This window comes from Citrobacter cronae (assembly GCF_016893685.1).
Classification (GTDB): domain Bacteria; phylum Pseudomonadota; class Gammaproteobacteria; order Enterobacterales; family Enterobacteriaceae; genus Citrobacter; species Citrobacter werkmanii.
Genome location: NZ_CP069763.1, coordinates 1,507,576 through 1,532,429 on the forward strand (window position 1 = coordinate 1,507,576; position 24,854 = coordinate 1,532,429).

A 24,854-nucleotide genomic window follows, 5' to 3' on the forward strand; every position below is an offset into this window, starting at 1 on the left:
CGGAGGGTTTTTTATTGATCATTTTGATCTACATCTCTGTAACTAAAAATATAAAAGGATCTGGCTATCGAATCTGTGGGTTATTTCGACTATATCTAATCTCTGGTGGTGTATATCGTAGTCATAACACTGTAAAGGGAGCATATAGATGAGCATGTCCGACGATAGCCAGAACGCATCAACTGCCGGTAAGTGTCCTTTCCATCAGGGCGGGCCGGATCACAGCGCGGGAGCAGGAAGAAATAACCGCGACTGGTGGCCTAATCAACTCCGCGTTGATCTTTTGAACCAACATTCCAATCGTTCGAACCCGCTGGGTGAGGACTTCGACTACCGCAAAGAATTTAGCAAACTTGACTATTCTGCCCTGAAAGGGGATCTCAGAGCCCTTCTGTCCGAATCTCAACCGTGGTGGCCTGCTGACTGGGGCTCTTATGCCGGTTTGTTTATCCGTATGGCATGGCACGGGGCAGGGACCTATCGTTCCATCGATGGACGCGGTGGCGCGGGTCGCGGACAACAGCGTTTTGCACCACTGAACTCCTGGCCGGACAACGTCAGCCTGGATAAAGCGCGTCGTCTGCTGTGGCCAATCAAGCAGAAATATGGCCAGAAAATCTCCTGGGCCGACCTGTTTATCCTCGCGGGCAACGTGGCGCTGGAAAACTCCGGCTTCCGTACCTTCGGTTTTGGCGCGGGTCGTGAAGATGTCTGGGAACCGGATCTCGACGTAAACTGGGGTGATGAAAAAGCCTGGCTGACCCACCGTCACCCGGAAGAACTGGCAAAAACGCCGCTGGGCGCAACCGAAATGGGTCTTATCTATGTGAACCCGGAAGGGCCGGATCATAGCGGCGAACCGCTTTCTGCGGCCGCGGCGATTCGCGCGACCTTCGGTAACATGGGAATGAACGACGAAGAAACCGTGGCGCTGATTGGCGGCGGTCATACGTTAGGTAAAACCCACGGCGCAGCACCTGCTTCCCACGTTGGGGCCGATCCTGAATCCGCGCCGATTGAAGCGCAAGGCTTAGGCTGGGCCAGCAGCTATGGTAGTGGCGCGGGTGCAGACGCGATTACTTCCGGCCTGGAAGTGGTCTGGACGCAAACGCCGACCCAGTGGAGCAACTATTTCTTCGAGAACCTGTTCAAATATGAGTGGGTGCAGACTCGCAGTCCGGCTGGTGCTATCCAGTTCGAAGCGGTGGATGCGCCGGAGATTATCCCCGATCCGTTTGATCCTGAGAAAAAACGCAAGCCGACGATGCTGGTCACCGACCTGACGCTACGTTTCGATCCTGAGTTCGAGAAGATCTCTCGTCGTTTCCTCAATGATCCGCAGGCGTTCAACGAAGCCTTTGCCCGTGCGTGGTTTAAACTGACGCACCGCGATATGGGGCCGAAAGCGCGTTACATCGGACCGGAAGTGCCAAAAGAAGATCTGATTTGGCAGGATCCGTTGCCGCATGCGTTCTTCAACCCAAGCGAAGAAGATATTCTTAACCTGAAGGCGACCATTGCGGCTTCCGGGCTGTCAGTAGGCGAGCTGGTTTCGGTGGCATGGGCTTCTGCATCGACCTTCCGCGGTGGGGATAAACGTGGCGGCGCGAATGGCGCTCGTCTGGCGCTCGACCCACAGCGTGGTTGGGATGTGAATGCTACCGCAGCACGCGTACTGCCCGTGTTAGAGGGTATCTATAAATCAGCCCATACCGCGTCGTTGGCCGATATTATCGTGCTGGCTGGCGTCGTAGGCGTGGAGCAGGCCGCAAGCGCTGCGGGTGTCAGCATCAATGTTCCTTTTGCGCCGGGCCGCGTAGATGCGCGTCAGGATCAAACGGATATTGAGATGTTTGAACTGCTCAAGCCAATTGCGGACGGCTTCCGTAACTATCGTTCTCGCCCTGACGTATCAACCACTGAGTCTTTGTTGATTGATAAAGCGCAGCAGCTGACGCTAACCGCACCGGAAATGACCGTGCTGGTGGGTGGTATGCGCGTACTGGGCACCAACTTCGATGGTAGTCAGCACGGCGTCTTTACCGATCGTCCTGGCGTACTCAGCACTGACTTCTTCGTCAATTTGCTGGATATGCGTTACGAATGGAAAGCGGTTGATGAGTCACAAGAGCTGTTTGAAGGCCGTGACCGTCTGAGCGGCGAAGTAAAATACACCGCAACTCGCGCCGATCTGGTGTTTGGTTCTAACTCTGTACTGCGTGCAGTGGCTGAAGTTTATGCCTGCAGCGATGCGCATGAGAAGTTCGTGAAGGACTTTGTGGCGGCATGGGTGAAAGTGATGAACCTGGATCGTTTCGATCTGCTGTAAACAAAAACACCGGATGGCGCTTGCGCATATCCGGTATGGTATGAATAAAAAATCCCCGCGATTGCGGGGTTTTTTATTGGCAGGTTATTCCCACTCTTGCAGATAACGCTGCCCATACTGGTCAGCGACCAGCAACGCGGCATACACCTGGTCCGGGGTCGCGCCGCCAGGCATGTTGTGGATGGTTTCGCCTTCAGCACAGGCCGCCTCTGCCACAATGCGCATTTTCGCCGGGATATCCTGTTTGATGTCCAGTTGCGCCAGAGTAATCGGTAGTCCAACGGAATGACACAGCGCCGCCACGGTTTCGATCTCATCGACCGGCGCGTTTTCCAGCACCAATTGCGTCAGCGTACCAAACGCCACTTTTTCGCCGTGGTAGTAATGATGCGCATCCGGGATCGCCGTCAGGCCGTTATGAATGGCGTGAGCCGCTGCCAGACCACCGCTTTCAAAACCGACGCCGCTAAGATAGGTATTGGCTTCAATAACGCGCTCCAGCGCAGGCGTAACCACGTGCTGCTCGGCTGCCAGCATCGCTTTTTCACCTTCTTCTATCAACGTATTAAAGCACAGCTCAGCCAGAGCCAGCGCCGCCTGGGTGCACTGACCACCCGCCATGGTGGTTGCGCCGCTGCGTGAACAGGCACGCGCTTCGAACCAGGTCGCCAACGCATCGCCGATGCCTGCGGCTAACAGACGTGCCGGTGCGCCCGCGACTATTTTAGTATCCACAATGACCCTGTCCGGGTTGTTCGGCAGTAGCAGATAGCGATCGAATTCACCCGCATCGGTGTAAATGACGGACAGCGCGCTGCACGGTGCATCGGTAGAGGCGATGGTTGGCGCAATGGCGACAGGCACGCCCATAAAGTGCGCCAGCGCTTTGGCGGTATCCAGCGTTTTCCCGCCGCCAATACCGAGTACTGCGCCACACTGCGCTTTTTCCGCCACGCCGCGCAAACGGTCGATTTCGTTTTGCGAACATTCGCCGCCAAAAGGCGCGATCTCCAGCGCCAGTCCGGCATCCTGGAAGCTTTTTTCCAGTGCGGACTGTGCGAAGCCTAAGACAAACTTGTCCCCAACAACCAGCCAGCGTGCTGCCAGTGGTTTGAGATAGCTGCCAAGACGGGTAATAACATCGGCACCCTGGATGTACTTACCAGGTGATTGAATAATGCGATCCATACTTTATTTCCCTCACAGGTTGATGTGACCAAATGCGTTGTTCCAGTCCTGCTCAAACTTCTCTATTGCTGACTCTACCGCAGGGGTATTGAGCATTTGTTGCGCTACGTCTAAGGGCAGGGTAATTGCTTCACATCCTGCCAGTAAGCAATCGAGCGCCTGACGCGGGGTTTTAAAGCTGGCCGCCAGTACCATGCTGTTTGGCGCATGTAGCTCCAGTAGCGTTTGCAGTTCCTGTACTGTGCGGATCCCGTCGCCGCCCTGAGCGTCAATGCGGTTAACATATGGCGCGATATATTTTGCGCCAGCCAGCGCGGCCAGTAGACCTTGCGAAGCACTGTACACGGCGGTTCCCAGGGTGGTGATACCCTCTTTTTTCAGTAACCTGATGGCGGCCAGACCTTCAGCAGTAACGGGGATTTTCACTACGATACCCGGTACGGCATTGCTCAGACGTTTGGCTTCTTCCACCATCCCCTGCGCGTCGCGGCTCATGGTTTGGGCAAAAAGAATGCCCTCTTCGCCAATGGCGTTTTGCAGGCGCGGCAGCACATCCCAGATGGATTCTTTGCTTGCCGCCACAATGCTTGGGTTGGTGGTGACTCCCGCGATAGGGAAGATACGGGCCAGACGTTCGACTTCCGCGACGTTGGCGGTATCAAGGTAAAGTTCCATACAAAACATCCTCTTAATTTTGCGTGAGCAGCCCGTTGCCGGAATGCGTTGTTGTGCACAGGATAAGAGTGTTTCGCCGCATGGCGCTATCTGACAAATCTGCCAAAAGCTGGATAAATGTAATGTATCGACAAAAGTGAGACTTACTTCACATGTCAGTTGCAGGTGGGGTTTATTAAGGTGATGTGGGTTATGAGTTCATTTCTTATATTACAAAAATCCAGTTAATATTATTTTTGTCTTCTTTATTGCTGATGGATCGCTTTCTCCGTCAACTGGCTGTGATATTGCCGACGATATTCTGAGGGGGAACGCTCGGTATTCTTGCGAAACAGGCGGCAGAAGTAGTTGCTGTCAACAAACCCACAGGTGTGCGCCACGTCTTTGATCTTCAGCTCGTAACCCTTCAGTAGCGTCTTCGCGTGTTCAAGTCGCGTGTGGTTCAGGTATTCGTTAAAACCGATTGCGCCCGTTTTTTGAAACAGGTGGGAGAGGTAATTGGGCGAGATGTAGAACGCTTGCGCGACCGATTCCCGGGTCAGCGGTGAAGCGTAGCGTTCGTCAATATAGTCGCGAATGGCTTCGAACAGCGCCTGACTGCGCGACGCGGTCTGTATTTGGCTGCCGAGCAGATCGCGACAGTGGCTCAGCAAGCTCGCGACGATTAGCCTGGCCGTTTGCTGCTCCTGCGGCTGCATCTGTATTTCATTAAGCGTTTGCAGCAGGAAAGAGCCAATACGCGGTCCACGCCGTGCGACATGCTGCCTGGCGAGGTTTTGATATTGCTTGCCGTCCCACTGAACGACGTTGAAACCCAACTGCTGCTTGCTGAACAGAATGCTGAGCGTGGTGACCGGTGTGAGCCATTGCGGAAAGTTCCAGCCGCCGGCCGGAACGAACAGGACATCGCCAGGTAGTAACGTCGCGGCTGCGCCGGCAATACCCTGATCGGTGAGATCTCCTTCCAGCACAATCTCCAGCCGGGGAAAATCAACCTGATATGCCAGTTCCGGCACTGAGCTACTGGTGCTGGCAAAGTAAATCTGGCGCAGCGGTGTGGGGCCGTTAATCAGGCGGGCGAGAAGATGGCTGATGTCGTGATACATGTTAATCCCTTGCAGGCAGCAGACAGGGAGAACAGTAACCGCCATCATAAAAAAAGGCCACTCTTAAAGAATGGCCTGTGTGGGATTATTGATTACCGATTTGATCGCCGTAAGGCAAGGTATCGTAATCAATCAGGGCATTCTTCTTGTATGGATTGCCAATCCAGCGAGTCGTCTCTTTAAACTGTGGGCTGGTAATGGAACGCGTTGGCTCGAAGCCATCGTAAGTGAAGCCCGCTAAATCAGACCAGGTATGGATTAGCTCTGAGCTGCTGTATTTACGATTCACATCCTGTGAGAAATCCCGAGGGTGCGCGGCCTGCCATTTTTCCGAGGTCCACAATAAGAACGGCACCGTATACATATGGCGTGTCGGATTGTCTTCATTACGGCCCTGCGTTTTATGCGGCGGCGTGTCGTACACCTCTTCACCGTGATCGGAGAAGTACAACAGGAAACCGTTCGGATCGGTCGCTTTGTAGTCTTTGATCAGGCTGGCAATGATGTGGTCATTGTAGACATTCGCGCTGTCGTAATCGTTGTAGGCTTCCAGCTCATCATTACCCAGGCCAGGGGGAACATTGTCGATATTGTTGTCGAACTTGCCCTGACCATCCGGATAACGGAATTTATACTTAATATGGGTACCCAGCAGGTGAACGATGATGAATTTTTTCGGCGCCGGGTCGGCCAGGACTTCTTTAAATGGCGCCAGCACATTGCTGTCATACTCGCGTGCGCTTTGCGTACGCTGCTGGTTCATATAGAACTGCTTATCTGTCTGCTTAGAGAATACCGTCAGCATGGTGTTGCGGGCAGTCATTGTCTGCTGATTGGTGATCCAGAAGGTTTTATAACCCGCCTGTTTCATCATGTTCATCAGGGATGGCTGGGTCAGATACAGATCCGGGTTCTTCTCGTTGGCAAAGGTCAGCGCCTGCTGCAGGATTTCAATGGTATACGGACGTGAGGTCACGACATTATTGAAAACGGTGAAGTTAGGATCGGTTTTATGCAGCGCATCCAGTTCCGGTGTGGTTTCACGCGGGTAACCATACAGGCTCATACGACCACGCTGCGTTGACTCACCAATCACCAGCACTAATGTGCGTGGCGCGTCACCGGAATGGTCTTTAAAGTTGGCCAGCGGAGGCAGGGCATTGTTTTCATTCAGCAGGCTATTGAGCGAGGTCAACTGCTGGCGATACTGATAATACCCGGAGATAAATTGCCACGGCGCGGCGGGCTCCATACGCGAAGCGAGACCATCCAACGTTTTTTCAAACGGTTTATGTTTGATGAACGTGTTAACCGCCATTGGGTGCAGAATCAAGCCATATAACAGCGCAAACGACACCAGATAGCGCCAGGGCGATGGAATATGAACAGGGCGCAGACGCGTCCACAGCAGAATCGCCATTGCCGTATACGCCAGCGCGATTAACACAATCTTCAGACTGAAATATTGGCTCAGATATTCGCTGGCTTCGTTCGCATTGGTTTCGAACATTACGTACAGAACGCTTTGCGAGAACTCTTGCCCGTAGATGACGTAATAGCTCAGAGCGGCCAACGAGGCAGCCCATAGCATGACACCAATAACGGCAGCAATAATACGGATACGGTTTGGAAATAAAAATACCGGAATCAACCACAGCGAACTGAATAGCAAGGAGTCGCGTAAACCGGTAGATCCGCTGTAGCCGCTAAAGTAGATAACGGCCTGCAGTAATGAGGAAAAAAACCAAAAATAGAGGAGCGCCCAACCCAGGGCTTTCCAGCTAAATGCAGGTTTAGACTGGGGTTGTAAGGATTGCATAGTGTGAGCCTGTCTTTAATCGTGTCGCCAAGAGTAGCGGGTAAATATTAAGAGGAACTGAAGCGTCGCGATGTTAAAAAACGCGTTTTGTTGATGATCCATTCATTAAATGAATAAATTCAGGCGGGAATATATTGAAAATGAAGCTGTTATAACAGCGATTTTTGATGTCGCCTTCGCGCAATAGCACGAAGGCGACGGGAGGGGACGTTAGCCTGTATTGCGCATACCGGCAGCAACACCTGCGATGGTTACCATCAGCGCTTGTTCAACGCGTGGATCTGGCGCATTGCCTTGCTCTTCCGCCAGGCGCGAGCGGTGTAACAGCTCTGCCTGTAAAACGTTCAGCGGATCGGTATAAACATTCCTTAACTGGATGGACTCGGCAATCCACGGCAGGTCGGCCATCAAATGTGAGTCATTGGCAATCGCCAGCACGACGTCGATATCTGCTTCCAGGCGCTGACGCAGTTCTTCGCCGAGCGGCCACAACTCTTTTTTGACCAGACGTTGATCGTAGTATTCAGCCAGCCACAGGTCTGCTTTAGCGAAAACCATTTCCAGCATGCCAAGGCGTGTGGAGAAGAATGGCCAGTCGCGGCACATTGCTTCGAGTTCGCTTTGCTTACCGTCTTCCACCACTTTTTGCAGCGCGGTGCCTGCCCCCAGCCATGCCGGGAGCATCAGGCGGTTCTGCGTCCAGGCAAAGATCCATGGAATGGCGCGCAGAGACTCTACCCCACCAGTCGGGCGGCGTTTTGCCGGACGTGAGCCGAGCGGCAATTTACCCAGTTCCTGCTCTGGGGTTGCGGAGCGGAAGTAAGGGACGAAGTCTTTGTTTTCACGTACATATCCACGGTAGAGCTCACACGAGATATCAGAAAGCTCATCCATGATATGGCGCCAGTTATCCTTCGGCTCTGGCGGCGGTAACAGGTTGGCCTCAAGGATGGCTGCGGTATATAGCGACAGGCTGCTGATGGTCACTTCCGGCAGGCCATACTTAAAGCGGATCATCTCACCTTGTTCCGTCACGCGCAGGCCACCTTTCAGGCTGCCTGGCGGTTGAGAAAGCAGTGCGGCATGCGCAGGCGCGCCGCCGCGACCAATGGAACCACCGCGGCCATGGAACAGCGTCAGCTCGATTCCGGCTTTTTCACACGTTTTGATCAACGCGTCCTGAGCCTGATATTGCGCCCAGGAGGCCGCCATTACCCCCGCGTCTTTTGCGGAGTCAGAGTAGCCAATCATGACCATCTGTTTGCCCTGAATAAAGCCGCGGTACCAGTCAATATTCAAGAGCTGGGACATGACGTCATCAGCATTGTTGAGGTCGTCCAGTGTTTCAAACAGCGGCGCAACCGGCATAGCAAAACCGATCCCGGCTTCTTTCAGCAGCAGATGTACGGCCAATACATCGGACGGCGTTTTCGCCATCGAGATAACATAGGCGGCAATGGAGCCATACGGAGCTTCGGCAATGACGCGGCAGGTGTCGAGCACTTCGCGGGTATCATTGCTTGGTTCCCAGTTACGTGGCAGAAGCGGACGCTTGGAGTTCAGTTCGCGGATCAAGAAAGCCTGTTTATCCGCTTCTGACCAATTTTCGTAGTCGCCAATGCCCAGATACCGGGTCAGTTCGCCCAGCGCTTCAGTGTGGCGGGTGCTTTCCTGACGAATATCAATACGTACCAGCGGCACGCCGAAACATTTCACGCGGCGCAAGGTGTCGAGCAGTTCGCCATTGGCGATGATGCCCATGCCACAGGCTTGCAGAGACTGGTAACACGCGTACAGCGGATCCCAGAGCTGTTCGTTTTGGGTGAGAAGGCCGGCAGGTTTCGGTAATTTCTCGCCTTTCAGGCGGGCTTCCAGCCAGGCTTGAGTTGCCATCAGACGTGAACGCAGGGTTTTCATCAGATAACGGTATGGTTCTGCTGAGCCTTCTTCGCCGACCAGCGCCAGCAGTTCCGGCGTGGCATCCACCATCGACAGTTCAGAGATCAGAAACTGAATGTCTTTCAGGAACAGGTCGGTGGCTTTCCAACGGCTGAGCAATAGCACGTGACGGGTGATATCCGCCGTCACGTTCGGGTTGCCGTCACGGTCGCCGCCCATCCAGGAGGTAAAGCGAACCGGAACAAAATCAACGGGCAGCTTATAACCCAGATTCTCTTCTAACTGTTCGTTCAGTTCGCGCAGATAGTTCGGCACGCCTTCCCACAGGCTGTTTTCGACCACGGCGAAGCCCCATTTGGCTTCATCAACCGGGCTTGGGCGTATCTTGCGGATCTCATCCGTATGCCAGGACTGGGCAATCAACTGGCGCAGACGGCGCATCAGTTGATGGCGTTCATAATCGACGAGATCTTTGTTATCAAGCTGTTTGAGACAGGCGTTTACTTCGCCCATTTTATGGATCAACGTACGACGGGTGATTTCTGTCGGGTGGGCAGTCAGAACCAGCTCCAGGGAGAGTGACTCCACGGCTTTTTTGATGGTGGCTTCATCGAGATTGGGCTGGTCTTTCAATTTACGCAGAGTGCGAGCAATCACTTCCGGGTTGCTGGCTGCTTCGCCTTTGGGCGAAATGCTGTGGTATTGCTCGGCGGTGTTGGCCAGGTTCAGGAACTGGCTAAACGCACGGGCAACCGGCAGCAGTTCGTCGTTAGACAGGTTTTGCAGCGTCGTAAGTAGCTCCTGGCGATTGACTTCATTGCCAGCGCGGGATGATTTGGACAGCTTACGGATTGTTTCTACGCGATCAAGAATGTGCTCTCCCAGCGCATCCTTAATGGTCTCTCCCAGCACTTTGCCGAGCATACTGACATTACTACGCAACGCGGAATATTGTTCGTTCATATTTACCCAGACACCCCATCTCTTTTGTAAATGTCCTGTATCTTTCGCGCCGCCGTCAACACTGCTGCAACGTGAAATTTTTCGGACTTAATTTTTTTGCCGTCTTTTATAAAGCCACGTAAAACTCGTGACGTCAATTGCTGCGAAATCGGTTCAGCAAACGAAAAAATGGCGGGAATTTACGTTATTTAATTCACATCGAATCAAATAAGCTGTGCTTATGAAAATGTTAATAAATGACCTTGCTCACCGCTGAAGGATGAGCAAGGTTATAAACGATTAATGCCAGCAGAAATGATGCACAACCTGGGTGATCAATTCGCGAGTTGGCTTAATGAAGCGTGTTTCCAGGTATTCATCTGGCTGATGTGCCTGATTAATGGAGCCTGGGCCCAACACCAGCGTCGGGCAAAGCGTCTGGATAAACGGCGCTTCAGTGCAGTAGTTCACCACTTCCGTTTGCGCTCCCAGCAGTTTTTCGACGACTTCAACCAACTGATGGTCTGGCGGACACTCATAGCCAGGAATAGGCGGATGCAGTTCCGACACCGTCAGGCGACCCGGCCAACGCTCGCTGACAGGGGCCAGCGCATCGTTAAGTAAACCATTAAGATCGTTGAGCGTCATGCCGGGCAGCGGGCGAATATCCATATGCAGCTCGCAGCAGGCGCAGATTCGGTTGGCGGCGTCGCCACCGTGGATATGACCCAAATTTAACGTCGGGTACGGAACGGTAAAAGCGTCATGGTGATAGCGTTCTTTCAGGTCATCGCGCAGAGTCATGATATGGCCGATAGCATCATGCATGAGTTCAATCGCATTGACGCCACGCGCTGGATCGCTTGAGTGACCCGACTGCCCCAAAATGCGAATTGCATTAGAGATATGCCCTTTGTGCGCACGCACCGGCTGCAGGGAGGTGGGTTCGCCAATGATCGCGCAGTCCGGGCGCAGAGCGGTGGTTTCAGAAAAGTAGCGCGCCCCCGCCATGCTGGTCTCTTCGTCGGCAGTGGCCAAAATGTAGAGGGGCTTTTTCAGCTTCGCTACGTCGACGTCGCGCAGCGCATCGAGGATAAACGCGAAGAAGCCTTTCATATCTGCCGTACCCAGGCCGTAGAGCTTATTGTCATGCTCTGTCAGGGTGAACGGATCGCGCGTCCAGCGTCCGTCGTCAAACGGCACGGTATCGGTATGACCCGCTAACAACAGACCGCCAGCCCCTTGTCCAATGCTCGCCAGCATATTGAATTTATTGCGCGTATCGGGGACCGGCTGAACCTCTACATTGAAGCCTAAATCTTTGAACCAGCCCGCCAGCAGAGTGATTAAACCTGCATTGCTTTGATCCAGTGCTTCTTCGGTGGCGCTAATCGATGGCGTGGCAATCAGAGCGCGGTAAATCTCGATAAATGGCGGTAAATTGTTTTTCATTGTTGACACACCTCGGGTCATGATAGTATCAATATTCATGCAGTATTTATGAATAAAAATACATTAACGTTGAGCGTAATAAAACCCACCAAGTGTAAGGTGAGGTGATAAAGGCTTATACCTGGCAACAGAATCTAAGAAGGTGAGCTGCCCCGATGTTGAATACGCTGATTGTGGGCGCCAGCGGCTATGCCGGCGCAGAGCTTGTGACCTATGTAAATCGCCATCCTGATATGAACATAACCGCTTTGACCGTCTCAGCGCAAAGCAATGATGCAGGAAAACTCATCTCCGATTTGCATCCGCAGTTGAAAGGCATTGTCGATTTACCGTTGCAGCCAATGTCGGATATCAGCGAGTTTAGCGCAGGGGTGGACATTGTGTTCCTCGCTACAGCGCATGAGGTCAGTCATGACCTGGCCCCGCAGTTTCTGCAGGCCGGATGTGTGGTGTTTGATCTTTCAGGCGCGTTTCGTGTTAACGATAGCGCGTTCTATGAAAAATATTATGGCTTTACCCATCAGCACCCCGAACTGCTGAAGCAGGCGGTGTACGGTCTGGCGGAGTGGAGCGCAGAGCAACTGAAAGAAGCGAATCTGGTTGCCGTACCGGGTTGTTATCCGACGGCGGCGCAGTTGTCGCTGAAACCACTGATTGACGGCGGACTGCTGGATCTCAGCCAGTGGCCGGTGATTAATGCGACCAGCGGCGTCAGCGGGGCAGGCCGTAAAGCGGCTATCTCGAACAGCTTTTGCGAAGTGAGCCTGCAGCCCTATGGCGTGTTTACCCATCGTCATCAGCCGGAAATCGCAACTCACCTCGGCGCGGAAGTGATCTTCACTCCGCATCTGGGGAACTTCCCGCGCGGAATTCTGGAAACGATCACCTGCCGTCTGAAAGCGGGCGTAACCCATGCGCAGGTGGCCCAGACACTGCAACAAGCCTATGGCGATAAACCACTGGTACGTCTGTACGACAAAGGCGTTCCGGCTCTGAAGAATGTGGTGGGCTTACCGTTTTGTGACATCGGGTTTGCCGTGCAGGGAGAGCATCTGATCGTGGTGGCGACCGAAGATAACTTATTAAAAGGCGCGGCGGCACAGGCGATGCAGTGCGCAAATATCCGTTTCGGCTTTGCTGAAACGCAGTCTCTTATTTAAGGGTGCAACAATGAATCCATTAATTATCAAGCTGGGCGGCGTTTTACTGGATAGCGAAGAGGCGCTGGAGCGACTGTTTACCGCACTGGTGAATTATCGTGAGTCGCATCAGCGTCCGCTGATTATTGTGCACGGCGGCGGCTGCGTGGTTGATGAGCTAATGAAGCAGTTGAATCTGCCGGTCAAAAAGAAAAACGGCCTGCGCGTCACCCCTGCCGATCAGATAGATATTATCACTGGCGCCCTGGCGGGTACGGCGAATAAAACCTTACTGGCCTGGGCGAAAAAACATCAAATCGCTTCTGTGGGCCTGTATCTTGGCGATGGCGACAGCGTAAAAGTGACGCCGCTCGATAAAGAGCTGGGTCATGTTGGACTCGCGCAACCGGGTTCGCCTAAGCTAATTAACACGCTGCTGGCAAGCGGTTTTCTGCCGGTAGTCAGCTCCATCGGCGTCACTGAAGATGGACTGCTGATGAACGTTAACGCCGATCAGGCGGCAACAGCGCTGGCGGCAACGTTGGGGGCGGATCTGATCCTGCTCTCAGACGTGAGCGGTATTCTGGATGGTAAAGGTCAGCGTATTGCCGAAATGACCGCCGCGAAAGCGGAGCAGTTGATCGACCAGGGGATTATTACCGATGGCATGATCGTGAAGGTCAATGCGGCGCTGGATGCCGCGCGCACGCTGGGTCGCCCGGTGGATATCGCCTCCTGGCGTCATGCAGAGCAACTCCCGGCGTTGTTTAACGGCACGCCGATCGGTACCCGTATTCTGGCTTAATTATTTGTATGCCCGATGGCGGCTACGCCTTATCGGGCCTACGTGAACAGAACCTGCAGGCCGGATAAGCGTAGCGCCATCCGGCATTGAAATTAAAAGAATTTAAGGAAGCATGTTATGGCACTTTGGGGTGGGCGTTTTACACAGGCAGCAGATCAGCGGTTTAAACAGTTCAACGACTCGTTGCGTTTTGACTACCGCCTGGCAGAACAGGATATTGTCGGCTCTGTGGCCTGGTCCAAAGCGTTGGTAACGGTCGGCGTACTGACTGCCGATGAACAGCTGCAACTGGAAGAGGCGCTGAACACGCTGCTGGAAGAGGTGCGTGCCAACCCGCAACAAATCCTGCAAAGCGATGCCGAAGATATTCACAGTTGGGTGGAAGGTAAGCTGATTGATAAAGTCGGCCAGCTTGGTAAAAAACTGCATACCGGGCGTAGCCGTAATGATCAGGTCGCGACCGACCTTAAACTGTGGTGTAAAGACACGGTTATTGAATTACTCTCTGCCAACCGTCAGTTGCAAAGTGCGCTGGTGGTGACGGCGGAGAATAACCAGGACGCCGTTATGCCGGGTTACACCCACCTGCAACGTGCGCAGCCGGTGACGTTTGCTCACTGGTGCCTGGCCTATGTCGAAATGCTGGCGCGTGATGAGAGCCGTCTGCAGGATGCGCTTAAGCGTCTGGACGTCAGTCCTCTGGGCTGCGGCGCGCTGGCGGGTACGGCATATGAAATCGATCGCGAACAACTGGCCGGCTGGCTGGGCTTTGCTTCGGCAACGCGCAACAGTCTGGACAGCGTTTCCGATCGTGACCACGTGCTGGAGTTACTCTCCGACGCTTCTATCGGCATGGTGCACCTGTCGCGTTTTGCTGAAGACCTGATTTTCTTTAATACCGGTGAAGCAGGCTTTGTCGAGCTGTCCGATCGAGTGACCTCTGGTTCATCCCTGATGCCGCAGAAGAAAAATCCGGATGCGCTGGAATTAATCCGTGGTAAATGCGGTCGCGTGCAGGGTGCGTTGACCGGGATGATGATGACCTTAAAAGGCCTACCGCTGGCGTATAACAAAGATATGCAGGAAGACAAAGAAGGGCTGTTCGATGCGCTCGACACCTGGCTGGATTGTCTGCATATGGCCGCGCTGGTGCTGGATGGCATTCAGGTGAAACGTCCGCGTTGTCAGGAAGCGGCGCAGCAGGGTTATGCCAACGCTACTGAGCTGGCGGATTATCTGGTAGCGAAAGGCGTGCCGTTCCGCGAAGCGCACCACATTGTGGGCGAAACGGTGGTTGAGGCGATTCGTCAGGGCAAACCGCTGGAATCGTTGTCGCTGACCGACTTACAGAAGTTCAGTCCGGTCATTGGCGAAGACGTTTACCCGATCCTTTCTCTCCAATCGTGTCTGGACAAACGTGCGGCGAAAGGCGGCGTGTCGCCACAGCAGATCGCACAGGCGATTGATTACGCGAAGGCGCGTCTGGCGTAACTTTTGTCTTTGTAGGCCTGATAAGCATAGCGCCATCAGGCAAACAGTGATCAGAGCCTGGCATCTCGCCGGGCTTTTTTATGCAAAAAAAATGCGGACGCAAGGTCCGCAAAAGTTCACGTTGGCTTTAGTTATTTCGAGTATGAGAGAAACTCTCTAAACGGACAGTAGCTTCAAGGGTTAAAGGGGTACCGTTCCGTTTCTGTGGTGCATTATTAAACAGAAAGCTTGATAGGGATAATCGTTCGTTGCTATGCTACCTATCGCTACGAACTATCGTGGCGATGGAGGATGAATAATGAATATTCGTGATCTTGAATACCTGGTGGCGCTTGCCGAACATCGTCACTTCCGACGGGCGGCAGACTCCTGCCACGTGAGCCAGCCAACGCTGAGCGGGCAGATCCGTAAGCTGGAAGATGAGCTGGGCGTCATGTTGCTGGAGCGTACGAGTCGCAAAGTGCTGTTCACTCAGGCAGGTCTGCTGCTGGTGGATCAGGCGCGCACCGTGCTGCGCGAGGTCAAAGTGCTCAAGGAGATGGCAAGCCAACAAGGCGAGACGATGTCTGGCCCGCTGCATATTGGTTTGATCCCAACGGTGGGGCCATACCTGCTGCCGCATATTATTCCTATGTTGCACCAGACCTTCCCAAAACTGGAAATGTATCTGCATGAGGCGCAGACGCATCAGCTGTTGGCGCAACTGGATAGCGGTAAGCTCGACTGCGTGATTCTGGCGTTGGTGAAAGAGAGTGAGGCATTCATCGAAGTACCGTTATTTGATGAGCCTATGATGCTGGCGATCTATGAAGATCATCCATGGGCAAACCGTGACTGTGTACCGATGTCCGATCTGGCGGGTGAAAAACTGCTGATGCTGGAAGACGGCCACTGCCTGCGCGATCAGGCCATGGGCTTCTGCTTTGAAGCAGGTGCTGATGAAGATACCCATTTCCGGGCAACCAGTCTGGAAACGCTGCGCAATATGGTGGCGGCAGGTAGCGGTATTACGTTACTGCCTGCGCTGGCTGTTCCGTCGGAGCGCAAGCGTGATGGTGTTGTCTATCTGCCATGCATTAAGCCAGAACCGCGCCGCACGATTGGCCTGGTGTATCGTCCAGGTTCGCCGCTGCGCAGCCGTTATGAACAGCTGGCAGAGGCCATCCGTGGATCAATGGATGGCCATTTCGATAGTGCGTTAAAACAGGCGGTTTAAGCCATTTAGCGCCGCTACCCGATAGGCTTCCGCCATGGTTGGGTAGTTAAAGGTGGTGTTAACGAAGTACTCGATGGTGTTACCACCACCTTTTTGCTCCATTATCGCCTGACCGATGTGAATAATTTCGGCCGCGCGTTCCCCAAAGCAGTGGATCCCCAGAATCTCTTTGGTTTCGCGATGGAACAGAATCTTCAACGTGCCGACACTCATGCCCACGATTTGCGCACGTGCCAGATGTTTAAACTGGGCGCGGCCAACTTCGTATGGGACTTTCATCGCCGTAAGCTGCTGCTCGGTTTTACCAACGGAGCTGATTTCAGGAATGGTATAAATCCCGGTTGGGATATCTTCGATCAGATGCGCGGTGGCTTCGCCTTTCACCAGTGCCTGGGCGGCAATGCGTCCCTGATCGTAGGCCGCCGATGCCAGACTCGGATAGCCGATCACATCCCCTACGGCATACACGTGCGGCAGTGCCGTCTGGTACATGCTATTCACTTTGAGCTGCCCACGGCTGTCGGTTTTCAGACCAATATTTTCCAGCGCCAGCGAATCGGTATTACCGGTGCGGCCATTGGCGTACAGCAGACAGTCAGCCTTCAGTTTTTTACCGGATTTCAGGTGCATGATGACGCCGTCATCGCAACCTTCAATCTTCTCGTACTCTTCGTTGTGGCGAATAACCACACCGCTGTTCCAGAAGTGGTAAGAGAGCGAGTCGGACATCTCTTGATCAAGGAACGCCAGCAGACGATCGCGGGTGTTGATTAAATCAACTTTGACGTCCATTCCACGGAAGATCGACGCATATTCACAGCCAATAACCCCTGCGCCATAAATCAGAACGTGGCGAGGTTCGTGGTGCAGACTCAGGATGGAGTCGCTGTCATAAATGCGGGGATGCGAAAAGTCGACGTCAACAGGGCGATAAGGGCGTGAACCGCAGGCGATCACGAACTTATCCGCGGTCAGCGTTTCCACCGTGCCGTCGTGGCATTCCAGGGCGATAGTGTGTTCGTCAACAAAACGGGCATTTCCCTGCAAAATCTCGCAGTGATTACGCTCGTAAAAACCTTGCCGCATGCGCGTTTGCTGATTAATCACGTTATCAGCATGGTTGAGAATATCGGCGAAGGAAGAACGGAGAAGTCGGGAATGGTCGCTGTAAAGTGGGTTCTGATTGAATTCAATAATACGGCTGACGGCGTGGCGGAGTGCTTTCGACGGGATGGTGCCCCAGTGGGTACAGCCTCCGCCGACGTTATGATAGCGCTCAATCACCGCGACGCGCGCTCCCTGTTTAACCAGACCCATTGCAGCGCCTTCGCCGCCGGGACCGGAACCTATTACTATTGCATCGTAATCGTAGGAATGTGACATGGTCAGGCTTACCTGTTCTTATACATAAAAGCAACAGAATAGTAACATCGTTGTCGGGATAACCCAATTATCGTTGTGCTTTTTTGCGAAGTCGAAGCACAAACTGCGCGTAAACAATCATTAACAAAGCCATGCCAACCGCCTAATCTCTGGTATAGTGCCAGTAAGGTATGTGGAAGGATTCAGACATCGTGATGGGCGTTAGAGCGCAACAAAAAGAGAAAACCCGGCGTTCGCTGGTAGAGGCTGCATTTAGTCAACTCAGTGCTGAGCGTAGTTTTGCTAGTCTCAGTTTACGAGAAGTTGCTCGTGAAGCGGGCATTGCGCCAACCTCGTTTTATCGCCATTTCCGCGATGTGGATGAGCTCGGACTGACGATGGTGGACGAAAGTGGTCTGATGCTGCGTCAGTTGATGCGTCAGGCGCGTCAGCGTATCGCCAAAGGCGGGAGTGTGATCCGTACCTCGGTCTCAACATTTATGGAATTCATCGGCAACAATCCCAACGCCTTCCGTTTATTATTGCGCGAGCGTTCGGGAACCTCCGCAGCGTTTCGTGCAGCGGTCGCACGTGAAATTCAGCACTTCATTGCGGAACTTGCGGACTATCTGGAACTCGAAAACCATATGCCCCGTGCGTTTACTGAAGCGCAGGCCGAAGCCATGGTAACGATTGTGTTCAGCGCCGGGGCAGAAGCACTGGATGTTGGCGCTGAACAGCGTCGACAGCTGGAAGAGCGGCTGGTATTGCAACTACGCATGATCGCGAAAGGCGCATTTTATTGGTACCGCCGTGAACAAGAGAAGATGACGCACCACTCCGAGTAACGAGAAGGACGAGCAATGAAACAGTCAGGTCAAGATAAAGGTACGCTGCTGCTGGCGCTGGTTGCTGGCTTATCGATCAATGGCACATTTGCGGCGCTGTTTAGCTCCATTGTGCCATTCTCAGTATTCCCGATTATTTCGCTGGTGCTGACGGTTTATTGTCTGCATCAACGCTATCAGAACCGTACCATGCCTGTGGGGCTACCAGGCCTGGCCGCCGCCTGTTTTATTCTCGGTGTTCTGTTGTACAGCACCGTGGTACGCGCTGAATATCCGGATATTGGTTCTAACTTCTTCCCGGCGGTACTGTCGGTGATTCTGGTGTTCTGGATCGGCGTTAAAGTGCGTAACCGTAAGCAGGAAATTGCGGAATAATATTTGTAGGCCGGGCATGCCCGGCCAGGACATCACTTACTTCGCGGTCAGTAACACGCCACACTCCATATGGTGCGTATACGGGAACTGATCGAACAGAGCCAGACGTGAAACATTGTGCGTCTGGCTTAACGTTTCCAGATTCTTACACAGCGTCTCCGGGTTGCAGGAGATGTACAGAATACGCGGATACGCCTGCACCATTTTCTCCGTTTCGCTGTCCAGACCGCTACGCGGTGGGTCAACGAAAATGGTTTCACACTGGTAACTCTTCAGATCGATCCCCTGCAAACGGTTGAACTCGCGAACCCCATTCATCGCCTGAGTAAACTCTTCTGCCGCCATGCGGATAATTTGTACGTTATCAATATGGTTAGCCGCAATGTTGTACTGGGCAGCCGCCACGGATGGTTTGGCGATTTCAGTCGCCAGCACGCGGTTGAAATTTTGCGCCAGCGCTAATGAGAAGTTGCCATTACCGCAGTACAGCTCAAGCAGGTCGCCCTGGGAATCTTTGGTGACATCAATCGCCCATTCCAGCATCTGAATATTCATCGCGGCATTGGGCTGGGTGAAGCTGTTCTCAACCTGGCGGTAGATGATCTCTTTACCTGCGACCGGCAAGCGTTCGTCAATATAGTCCTGATCCAGCTCGATTTTGGTTTTGGTGGCCCGACCAATCAGATGCACGTTCAGATTTTGTGCGCGCAGCGCGTCCCGTAGTGCTTCGGCTTCATGACGCCATTCGTCATCCAGCTTTTTATGGTAAAGCATCGAGACGACCGCTTGATCGCTCAGGGTGGTGAGGTAATCAATCTGGAACAGTTTGTGGCGCAGGACACGGTTGTTGCGTACCCCTTCAATCATTGCCGTCATCAGCGTGTTGATAAGCTCGCTGGCCGCCGGGAAGCTGTCGACGCGAATACGGCTTTTCGTCTGTTGATCGAACATGATGTGGTACAGGTCATCACCGTCATGCCACAGCCGGAATTCGGCACGCATACGGTAGTGACTGACCGGTGAGCGAAACACTTCCGGAGCCTGTGCATAAAACGGTGTCATTAAGCTCTGCAGACGCACCACTTTTTCAGCTAACTGCGCGTCGTACTGTTCTGTCGGAAGATGTTCGGGGGTCATGATGCGTCCTGAAAAATAAAAGTACGCGGGGATTGTAGGGATTGCTCAACAGATGTCCAGTCATTGATGATTTCCGATATTGTGATACACAGTCTGGACAGTGGGTTGTAACAAACTGTAGCATCCGTTTTCCGGTCCTGTGAGTTAAAAGGGAATCCAGTGTGAATCTGGAGCTGACGCGCAGCGGTAAGGAAGGTAGGAGATGAGCGCACCTGGTGCAGACACTGCGGCTTGCCGTGGGAAGTCATCGTCTCTTTAAGTCGCCTCCAAGCCCGAAGACCTGCCGGCTAACGTCGCATCTGGTTTTCATCATCGCGTACTATCGGTGGGACCTGCGGCATCCTTCTTATATTGTGGATGCTTTACAATGATTAAAAAATCGTTGCTGTGGACGGCGCTTTCCGTCACGGCATTTTCTGGTTGGGCACAGGATGCTAGCCCAGATACTCTCGTCGTCACTGCCAACCGTTTTCAGCAGCCTCGTAGCGCAGTACTTGCTCCTATCACCGTTGTTACGCGTCAGGATATCGACCGCTGGCAATCTACCTCCGTGAATGATGTGCTTCGTCGCTTGCCAGGCGTGGATATCGCCCAATACGGTGGTATGGGACAAAATTCGTCTATTTCTATTCGCGGCACCAACGCCAGCCATGTTCTGGTGCTGATTGACGGTGTACGTCTGAACCTGGCAGGGGTTAGCGGCGCAGCCGATCTTAGCCAGTTCCCGGTATCGTTGGTACAACGTATTGAGTACATTCGTGGGCCGCGTTCGGCTATTTATGGTTCTGATGCGATCGGCGGCGTGGTGAATATCATTACGACGCGCGAAAAGCCGGGGACGGAACTGACCGCTGGCGTGGGAAGCAATGGCTACCAGAATTACGATGTCTCAACCCAACAACAGTTAGGTGAAAATACGCGTGTCACGTTGATGGGCGATTATGCCTATACCAAAGGCTTTGATGTCGTGGCTTACGGTAGTACTGGCTCTCAGGCTCAACCCGACAAAGACGGCTTCTTAAGTAAGACGCTATATGGCGCGCTGGAACACAACTTCTCTGACACCTGGAGCGGGTTTGTTCGTGGCTACGGTTATGATAACCGCACGAATTACGATTCGTACTATTCTCCGAACTCACCACTGGTCGATACCCGAAAACTCTATAGCCAAAGCTGGGATGCCGGACTGCGCTTCAATGGTGAAATTATCCAGTCACAGCTGGTTTCCAGCTATAGCCACAGTAAAGACTACAACTATGATCCGGATTATGGCCGCTATGACTCCTCGGCCACGCTGGATGAGATGAAGCAATATAATGTTCAGTGGTCGAACAGTATGGTGGTTGGCCACGGTAATGTGGGTGCGGGCGTCGACTGGCAAAAGCAAACTACGGAGCCTGGCACCGCGTATGTCACGGACGGTTACGACCAGCGTAACACTGGCCTCTATCTCACCGGGTTGCAGCAACTGGGTGACTTTACCTTTGAAGGTGCGGCACGCAGTGATGATAACTCCGAGTTTGGTCGCCATGGTACATGGCAAACCAGCGCCGGGTGGGAGTTTATTGAAGGTTATCGCTTTATTGCCTCCTACGGTACTTCCTACAAAGCACCAAATCTCGGGCAGTTGCATGGCTATTACGGCAATTCGAATCTGGATCCTGAAGAGAGTAAGCAGTGGGAAGGGGCGTTTGAAGGGCTGACGGCGGATGTGAACTGGCGTTTGTCAGGATATCGCAACGATATCGATAACATGATCGATTACGACCCACATACCGAGAAATACTTTAACGAAGGCAAAGTACGTATTAAAGGTGTCGAAGCGACAGCAAACTTTGATACCGGGCCGCTGGCGCACACCCTGAGCTACGATTACGTTGATGCACGAAATGCGATTACCGATAAACCACTGGCGCGTCGTTCTAAACAGCAGGTGAAGTACCAGCTTGACTGGCAGGTTTACGATTTTGACTGGGGCCTGACCTATCATTATCTGGGAACGCGTTATGACACGGACTTCGTCACCAATCAGCCGGTAAAAATGGGGGGAGTGAGCCTGTGGGATCTGACAGTGGCATATCCAATCACCTCACAGCTGACTGTTCGTGGTAAAATCGCCAACCTGTTCGATAAAGATTACGAGACAGTTTATGGCTACGCAACTGCAGGGCGGGAATACACCTTGTCTGGCAGCTACACCTTCTGATCCACGTCCCACCGTGCTGGTGTTTGATTCCGGCGTCGGTGGGTTGTCGGTCTACAATGAGATCCGCAGTCTGCTGCCGGATCTCCACTATATATACGCTTTTGATAATGTCGCCTTTCCTTATGGTGAGAAGAGCGAGGAATTTATCGTCGAGCGTGTTGTTGAGATTGTGACTGCGGTCCAGCAGCGCTATCCACTCTCTCTTGCGGTCATCGCGTGTAATACCGCAAGTACTGTGTCGCTTCCTGCATTACGTGCGAAATTTGCCTTCCCGGTTGTAGGCGTCGTTCCTGCTATTAAACCGGCGGCGCGACTCACGGCGAATGGCGTTGTGGGACTGCTGGCTACACGTGCGACGGTGAAGCGGTCGTATACCCATGAGTTGATTGCGCGGTTTGCTAACGAATGTCAGATTGCGATGTTGGGGTCTGCCGAGCTGGTAGAACTGGCGGAAGCGAAGCTGCACGGCGAAACGGTCTCTCTGGAGGAGTTGCGCCGCATTCTACGTCCGTGGCTGCGGATGTCGGAACCACCCGACACGGTGGTGCTGGGCTGCACCCATTTCCCTCTATTACAGGAAGAACTTTTACAGGTCCTGCCCGAGGGGACGCGACTGGTGGATTCGGGGGCCGCGATTGCGCGTCGCACGGCCTGGTTATTAGAACATGAAGCGCCCGACGCGAAATCAACCGATGAGAATGTCGCATTCTGTATGGCGATGACGACAGAAGCCGAACAATTATTGCCCGTGCTGCAACGTTATGGCTTCAAAACGCTCGAAAAACTGGCGGTTTAATCGATTTTGATGAAAAAATGCGCACTCGGAAGATTATTTTGAATTTCCCCTTGTCAGCCTGAAATAACTCCCTATAATGCGCCTCCACTGACACGGAACAACGGATTACACGCCGCCGGGTCAGCGGGGTTCCAGTGAGAATCCCGGAGAGAAAAGCAAAAATAAATGCTTGACTCTGAATGAGGAAAACGTAATATACGGGACCTCGCGACAGAGCGCCAAAGCGCGTCGCAACTGCTCTTTAACAATTTATCAGACAATCTGTGTGGGCACTCGAGGATACGGATTCTTAACGTCGCAAGACGAAAAATGAATACCAAGTCTCTGAGTGAACACGTAATTCATTACGAAGTTTAATTCACGAGCATCAAACTTAAATTGAAGAGTTTGATCATGGCTCAGATTGAACGCTGGCGGCAGGCCTAACACATGCAAGTCGAACGGTAGCACAGAGAGCTTGCTCTCGGGTGACGAGTGGCGGACGGGTGAGTAATGTCTGGGAAACTGCCCGATGGAGGGGGATAACTACTGGAAACGGTAGCTAATACCGCATAATGTCGCAAGACCAAAGAGGGGGACCTTCGGGCCTCTTGCCATCGGATGTGCCCAGATGGGATTAGCTAGTAGGTGGGGTAACGGCTCACCTAGGCGACGATCCCTAGCTGGTCTGAGAGGATGACCAGCCACACTGGAACTGAGACACGGTCCAGACTCCTACGGGAGGCAGCAGTGGGGAATATTGCACAATGGGCGCAAGCCTGATGCAGCCATGCCGCGTGTATGAAGAAGGCCTTCGGGTTGTAAAGTACTTTCAGCGAGGAGGAAGGCATTAAGGTTAATAACCTTAGTGATTGACGTTACTCGCAGAAGAAGCACCGGCTAACTCCGTGCCAGCAGCCGCGGTAATACGGAGGGTGCAAGCGTTAATCGGAATTACTGGGCGTAAAGCGCACGCAGGCGGTCTGTCAAGTCGGATGTGAAATCCCCGGGCTCAACCTGGGAACTGCATCCGAAACTGGCAGGCTAGAGTCTTGTAGAGGGGGGTAGAATTCCAGGTGTAGCGGTGAAATGCGTAGAGATCTGGAGGAATACCGGTGGCGAAGGCGGCCCCCTGGACAAAGACTGACGCTCAGGTGCGAAAGCGTGGGGAGCAAACAGGATTAGATACCCTGGTAGTCCACGCCGTAAACGATGTCGACTTGGAGGTTGTGCCCTTGAGGCGTGGCTTCCGGAGCTAACGCGTTAAGTCGACCGCCTGGGGAGTACGGCCGCAAGGTTAAAACTCAAATGAATTGACGGGGGCCCGCACAAGCGGTGGAGCATGTGGTTTAATTCGATGCAACGCGAAGAACCTTACCTACTCTTGACATCCAGAGAACTTAGCAGAGATGCTTTGGTGCCTTCGGGAACTCTGAGACAGGTGCTGCATGGCTGTCGTCAGCTCGTGTTGTGAAATGTTGGGTTAAGTCCCGCAACGAGCGCAACCCTTATCCTTTGTTGCCAGCGGTCCGGCCGGGAACTCAAAGGAGACTGCCAGTGATAAACTGGAGGAAGGTGGGGATGACGTCAAGTCATCATGGCCCTTACGAGTAGGGCTACACACGTGCTACAATGGCATATACAAAGAGAAGCGACCTCGCGAGAGCAAGCGGACCTCATAAAGTATGTCGTAGTCCGGATTGGAGTCTGCAACTCGACTCCATGAAGTCGGAATCGCTAGTAATCGTGGATCAGAATGCCACGGTGAATACGTTCCCGGGCCTTGTACACACCGCCCGTCACACCATGGGAGTGGGTTGCAAAAGAAGTAGGTAGCTTAACCTTCGGGAGGGCGCTTACCACTTTGTGATTCATGACTGGGGTGAAGTCGTAACAAGGTAACCGTAGGGGAACCTGCGGTTGGATCACCTCCTTACCTTAAAGAACCGACCTTTGCAGTGCTCACACAGATTGTCTGATGAAAATTAGCAGTAAGAAAATCTCTGCAGGCTTGTAGCTCAGGTGGTTAGAGCGCACCCCTGATAAGGGTGAGGTCGGTGGTTCAAGTCCACTCAGGCCTACCAAATTCT

General features: G+C 53.2%; 17 protein-coding genes, 1 tRNA gene, 1 rRNA gene and 1 riboswitch. Of the genes, 11 read left to right on the plus strand and 8 right to left on the minus strand.

What is annotated here, in order from left to right; all coding sequences use genetic code 11:
* The first annotated feature begins 148 nt into the window (after window positions 1-148).
* A complete protein-coding gene (gene katG / locus JSN25_RS06450) occupies window positions 149-2,329 on the plus strand; it encodes a catalase/peroxidase HPI (RefSeq protein ID WP_204525543.1) in 2,181 nt (726 codons plus the stop codon).
* 84 nt (window positions 2,330-2,413) lie between these two features.
* On the opposite strand, the gene gldA is transcribed toward katG, so the two are convergent.
* From gldA to argE, 6 genes are all read right to left on the minus strand, one after another.
* The gene (gene gldA, locus JSN25_RS06455) at window positions 2,414-3,517 is read right to left on the minus strand and encodes a bifunctional L-1,2-propanediol dehydrogenase/glycerol dehydrogenase (RefSeq protein ID WP_038636055.1); all 1,104 of its coding nucleotides are present in this window, start codon (window positions 3,515-3,517) and stop codon (window positions 2,414-2,416) included.
* 12 nt (window positions 3,518-3,529) lie between these two features.
* Window positions 3,530-4,192 (minus strand): fructose-6-phosphate aldolase, encoded by a 663-nt coding sequence (gene fsa, locus JSN25_RS06460; protein WP_038636057.1) that lies wholly within the window; start codon window positions 4,190-4,192, stop codon window positions 3,530-3,532.
* Window positions 4,193-4,437: 245 nt separating this feature from the next.
* Window positions 4,438-5,298, minus strand: a complete 861-nt coding sequence (locus tag JSN25_RS06465) for an AraC family transcriptional regulator (RefSeq protein ID WP_204525544.1) — start codon at window positions 5,296-5,298, stop codon at window positions 4,438-4,440.
* 85 nt (window positions 5,299-5,383) lie between these two features.
* Window positions 5,384-7,117: a phosphoethanolamine transferase CptA gene (locus tag JSN25_RS06470; RefSeq protein WP_204525545.1), complete on the minus strand. Its 1,734-nt coding sequence runs from the start codon at window positions 7,115-7,117 to the stop codon at window positions 5,384-5,386.
* Window positions 7,118-7,327: 210 nt separating this feature from the next.
* Window positions 7,328-9,979 carry a phosphoenolpyruvate carboxylase gene (ppc, locus tag JSN25_RS06475; protein ID WP_087856670.1) on the minus strand — a complete coding sequence of 884 codons (2,652 nt, stop codon included), beginning with the start codon at window positions 9,977-9,979 and terminating at the stop codon, window positions 7,328-7,330.
* 279 nt (window positions 9,980-10,258) lie between these two features.
* Window positions 10,259-11,410 carry an acetylornithine deacetylase gene (gene argE, locus JSN25_RS06480; RefSeq protein WP_038636066.1) on the minus strand — a complete coding sequence of 384 codons (1,152 nt, stop codon included), beginning with the start codon at window positions 11,408-11,410 and terminating at the stop codon, window positions 10,259-10,261.
* Between the two features lie 155 nt (window positions 11,411-11,565).
* Between argE and argC the strand changes: the two genes are divergently transcribed.
* From argC to oxyR, 4 genes are all read left to right on the plus strand, one after another.
* On the plus strand, window positions 11,566-12,570 hold the full coding sequence (gene argC, locus JSN25_RS06485; RefSeq protein WP_038636069.1) for an N-acetyl-gamma-glutamyl-phosphate reductase: 1,005 nt from the start codon (window positions 11,566-11,568) through the stop codon (window positions 12,568-12,570).
* A gap of 10 nt (window positions 12,571-12,580) precedes the next feature.
* Complete coding sequence (gene argB / locus JSN25_RS06490) at window positions 12,581-13,354, plus strand: acetylglutamate kinase (protein ID WP_038636072.1); 774 nt, start codon at window positions 12,581-12,583, stop codon at window positions 13,352-13,354.
* 117 nt (window positions 13,355-13,471) lie between these two features.
* Complete coding sequence (argH, locus tag JSN25_RS06495; protein WP_204525546.1) at window positions 13,472-14,845, plus strand: argininosuccinate lyase; 1,374 nt, start codon at window positions 13,472-13,474, stop codon at window positions 14,843-14,845.
* Window positions 14,846-15,143: 298 nt separating this feature from the next.
* A complete protein-coding gene (gene oxyR / locus JSN25_RS06500) occupies window positions 15,144-16,061 on the plus strand; it encodes a DNA-binding transcriptional regulator OxyR (RefSeq protein ID WP_038636079.1) in 918 nt (305 codons plus the stop codon).
* Here the strand turns inward: oxyR and sthA are convergent.
* Entirely contained in the window at window positions 16,044-17,444 is a 1,401-nt protein-coding gene (gene sthA / locus JSN25_RS06505) for a Si-specific NAD(P)(+) transhydrogenase (RefSeq protein WP_032940238.1), read from the minus strand. The genes oxyR and sthA overlap by 18 nt on opposite strands.
* Window positions 17,445-17,635: 191 nt before the next feature.
* On the opposite strand from sthA, the gene fabR reads away from it, so the two are divergent.
* Both fabR and JSN25_RS06515 read left to right on the plus strand, forming a co-directional pair.
* The gene (gene fabR / locus JSN25_RS06510; protein WP_003028862.1) at window positions 17,636-18,271 is read left to right on the plus strand and encodes an HTH-type transcriptional repressor FabR; all 636 of its coding nucleotides are present in this window, start codon (window positions 17,636-17,638) and stop codon (window positions 18,269-18,271) included.
* A 15-nt stretch (window positions 18,272-18,286) separates the two neighbouring features.
* Window positions 18,287-18,646: a YijD family membrane protein gene (locus JSN25_RS06515; protein WP_038636082.1), complete on the plus strand. Its 360-nt coding sequence runs from the start codon at window positions 18,287-18,289 to the stop codon at window positions 18,644-18,646.
* Window positions 18,647-18,682: 36 nt separating this feature from the next.
* Here JSN25_RS06515 and trmA read toward each other — a convergent pair whose 3' ends face one another.
* Entirely contained in the window at window positions 18,683-19,783 is a 1,101-nt protein-coding gene (gene trmA / locus JSN25_RS06520) for a tRNA (uridine(54)-C5)-methyltransferase TrmA (RefSeq protein ID WP_150344487.1), read from the minus strand.
* A gap of 115 nt (window positions 19,784-19,898) precedes the next feature.
* Window positions 19,899-20,085: riboswitch (cobalamin riboswitch) on the plus strand.
* Between the two features lie 65 nt (window positions 20,086-20,150).
* On the opposite strand from trmA, the gene btuB reads away from it, so the two are divergent.
* The 4 genes from btuB to JSN25_RS06540 all read left to right on the plus strand — a co-directional run bounded on the left by btuB (window position 20,151) and on the right by JSN25_RS06540 (window position 24,848).
* Window positions 20,151-21,989: a TonB-dependent vitamin B12 receptor BtuB gene (btuB, locus tag JSN25_RS06525; RefSeq protein WP_038636088.1), complete on the plus strand. Its 1,839-nt coding sequence runs from the start codon at window positions 20,151-20,153 to the stop codon at window positions 21,987-21,989.
* Window positions 21,934-22,785, plus strand: coding sequence for a glutamate racemase (gene murI, locus JSN25_RS06530; protein WP_038636091.1), 852 nt, complete (start codon window positions 21,934-21,936; stop codon window positions 22,783-22,785). Before btuB ends, murI begins: the two co-directional genes overlap by 56 nt.
* 375 nt (window positions 22,786-23,160) lie before the next feature.
* Window positions 23,161-24,700, plus strand: a 16S ribosomal RNA gene (locus JSN25_RS06535).
* Between the two features lie 71 nt (window positions 24,701-24,771).
* Window positions 24,772-24,848: transfer RNA gene (locus tag JSN25_RS06540), tRNA-Ile, on the plus strand.
* The last annotated feature ends 6 nt before the right edge of the window (window positions 24,849-24,854 follow it).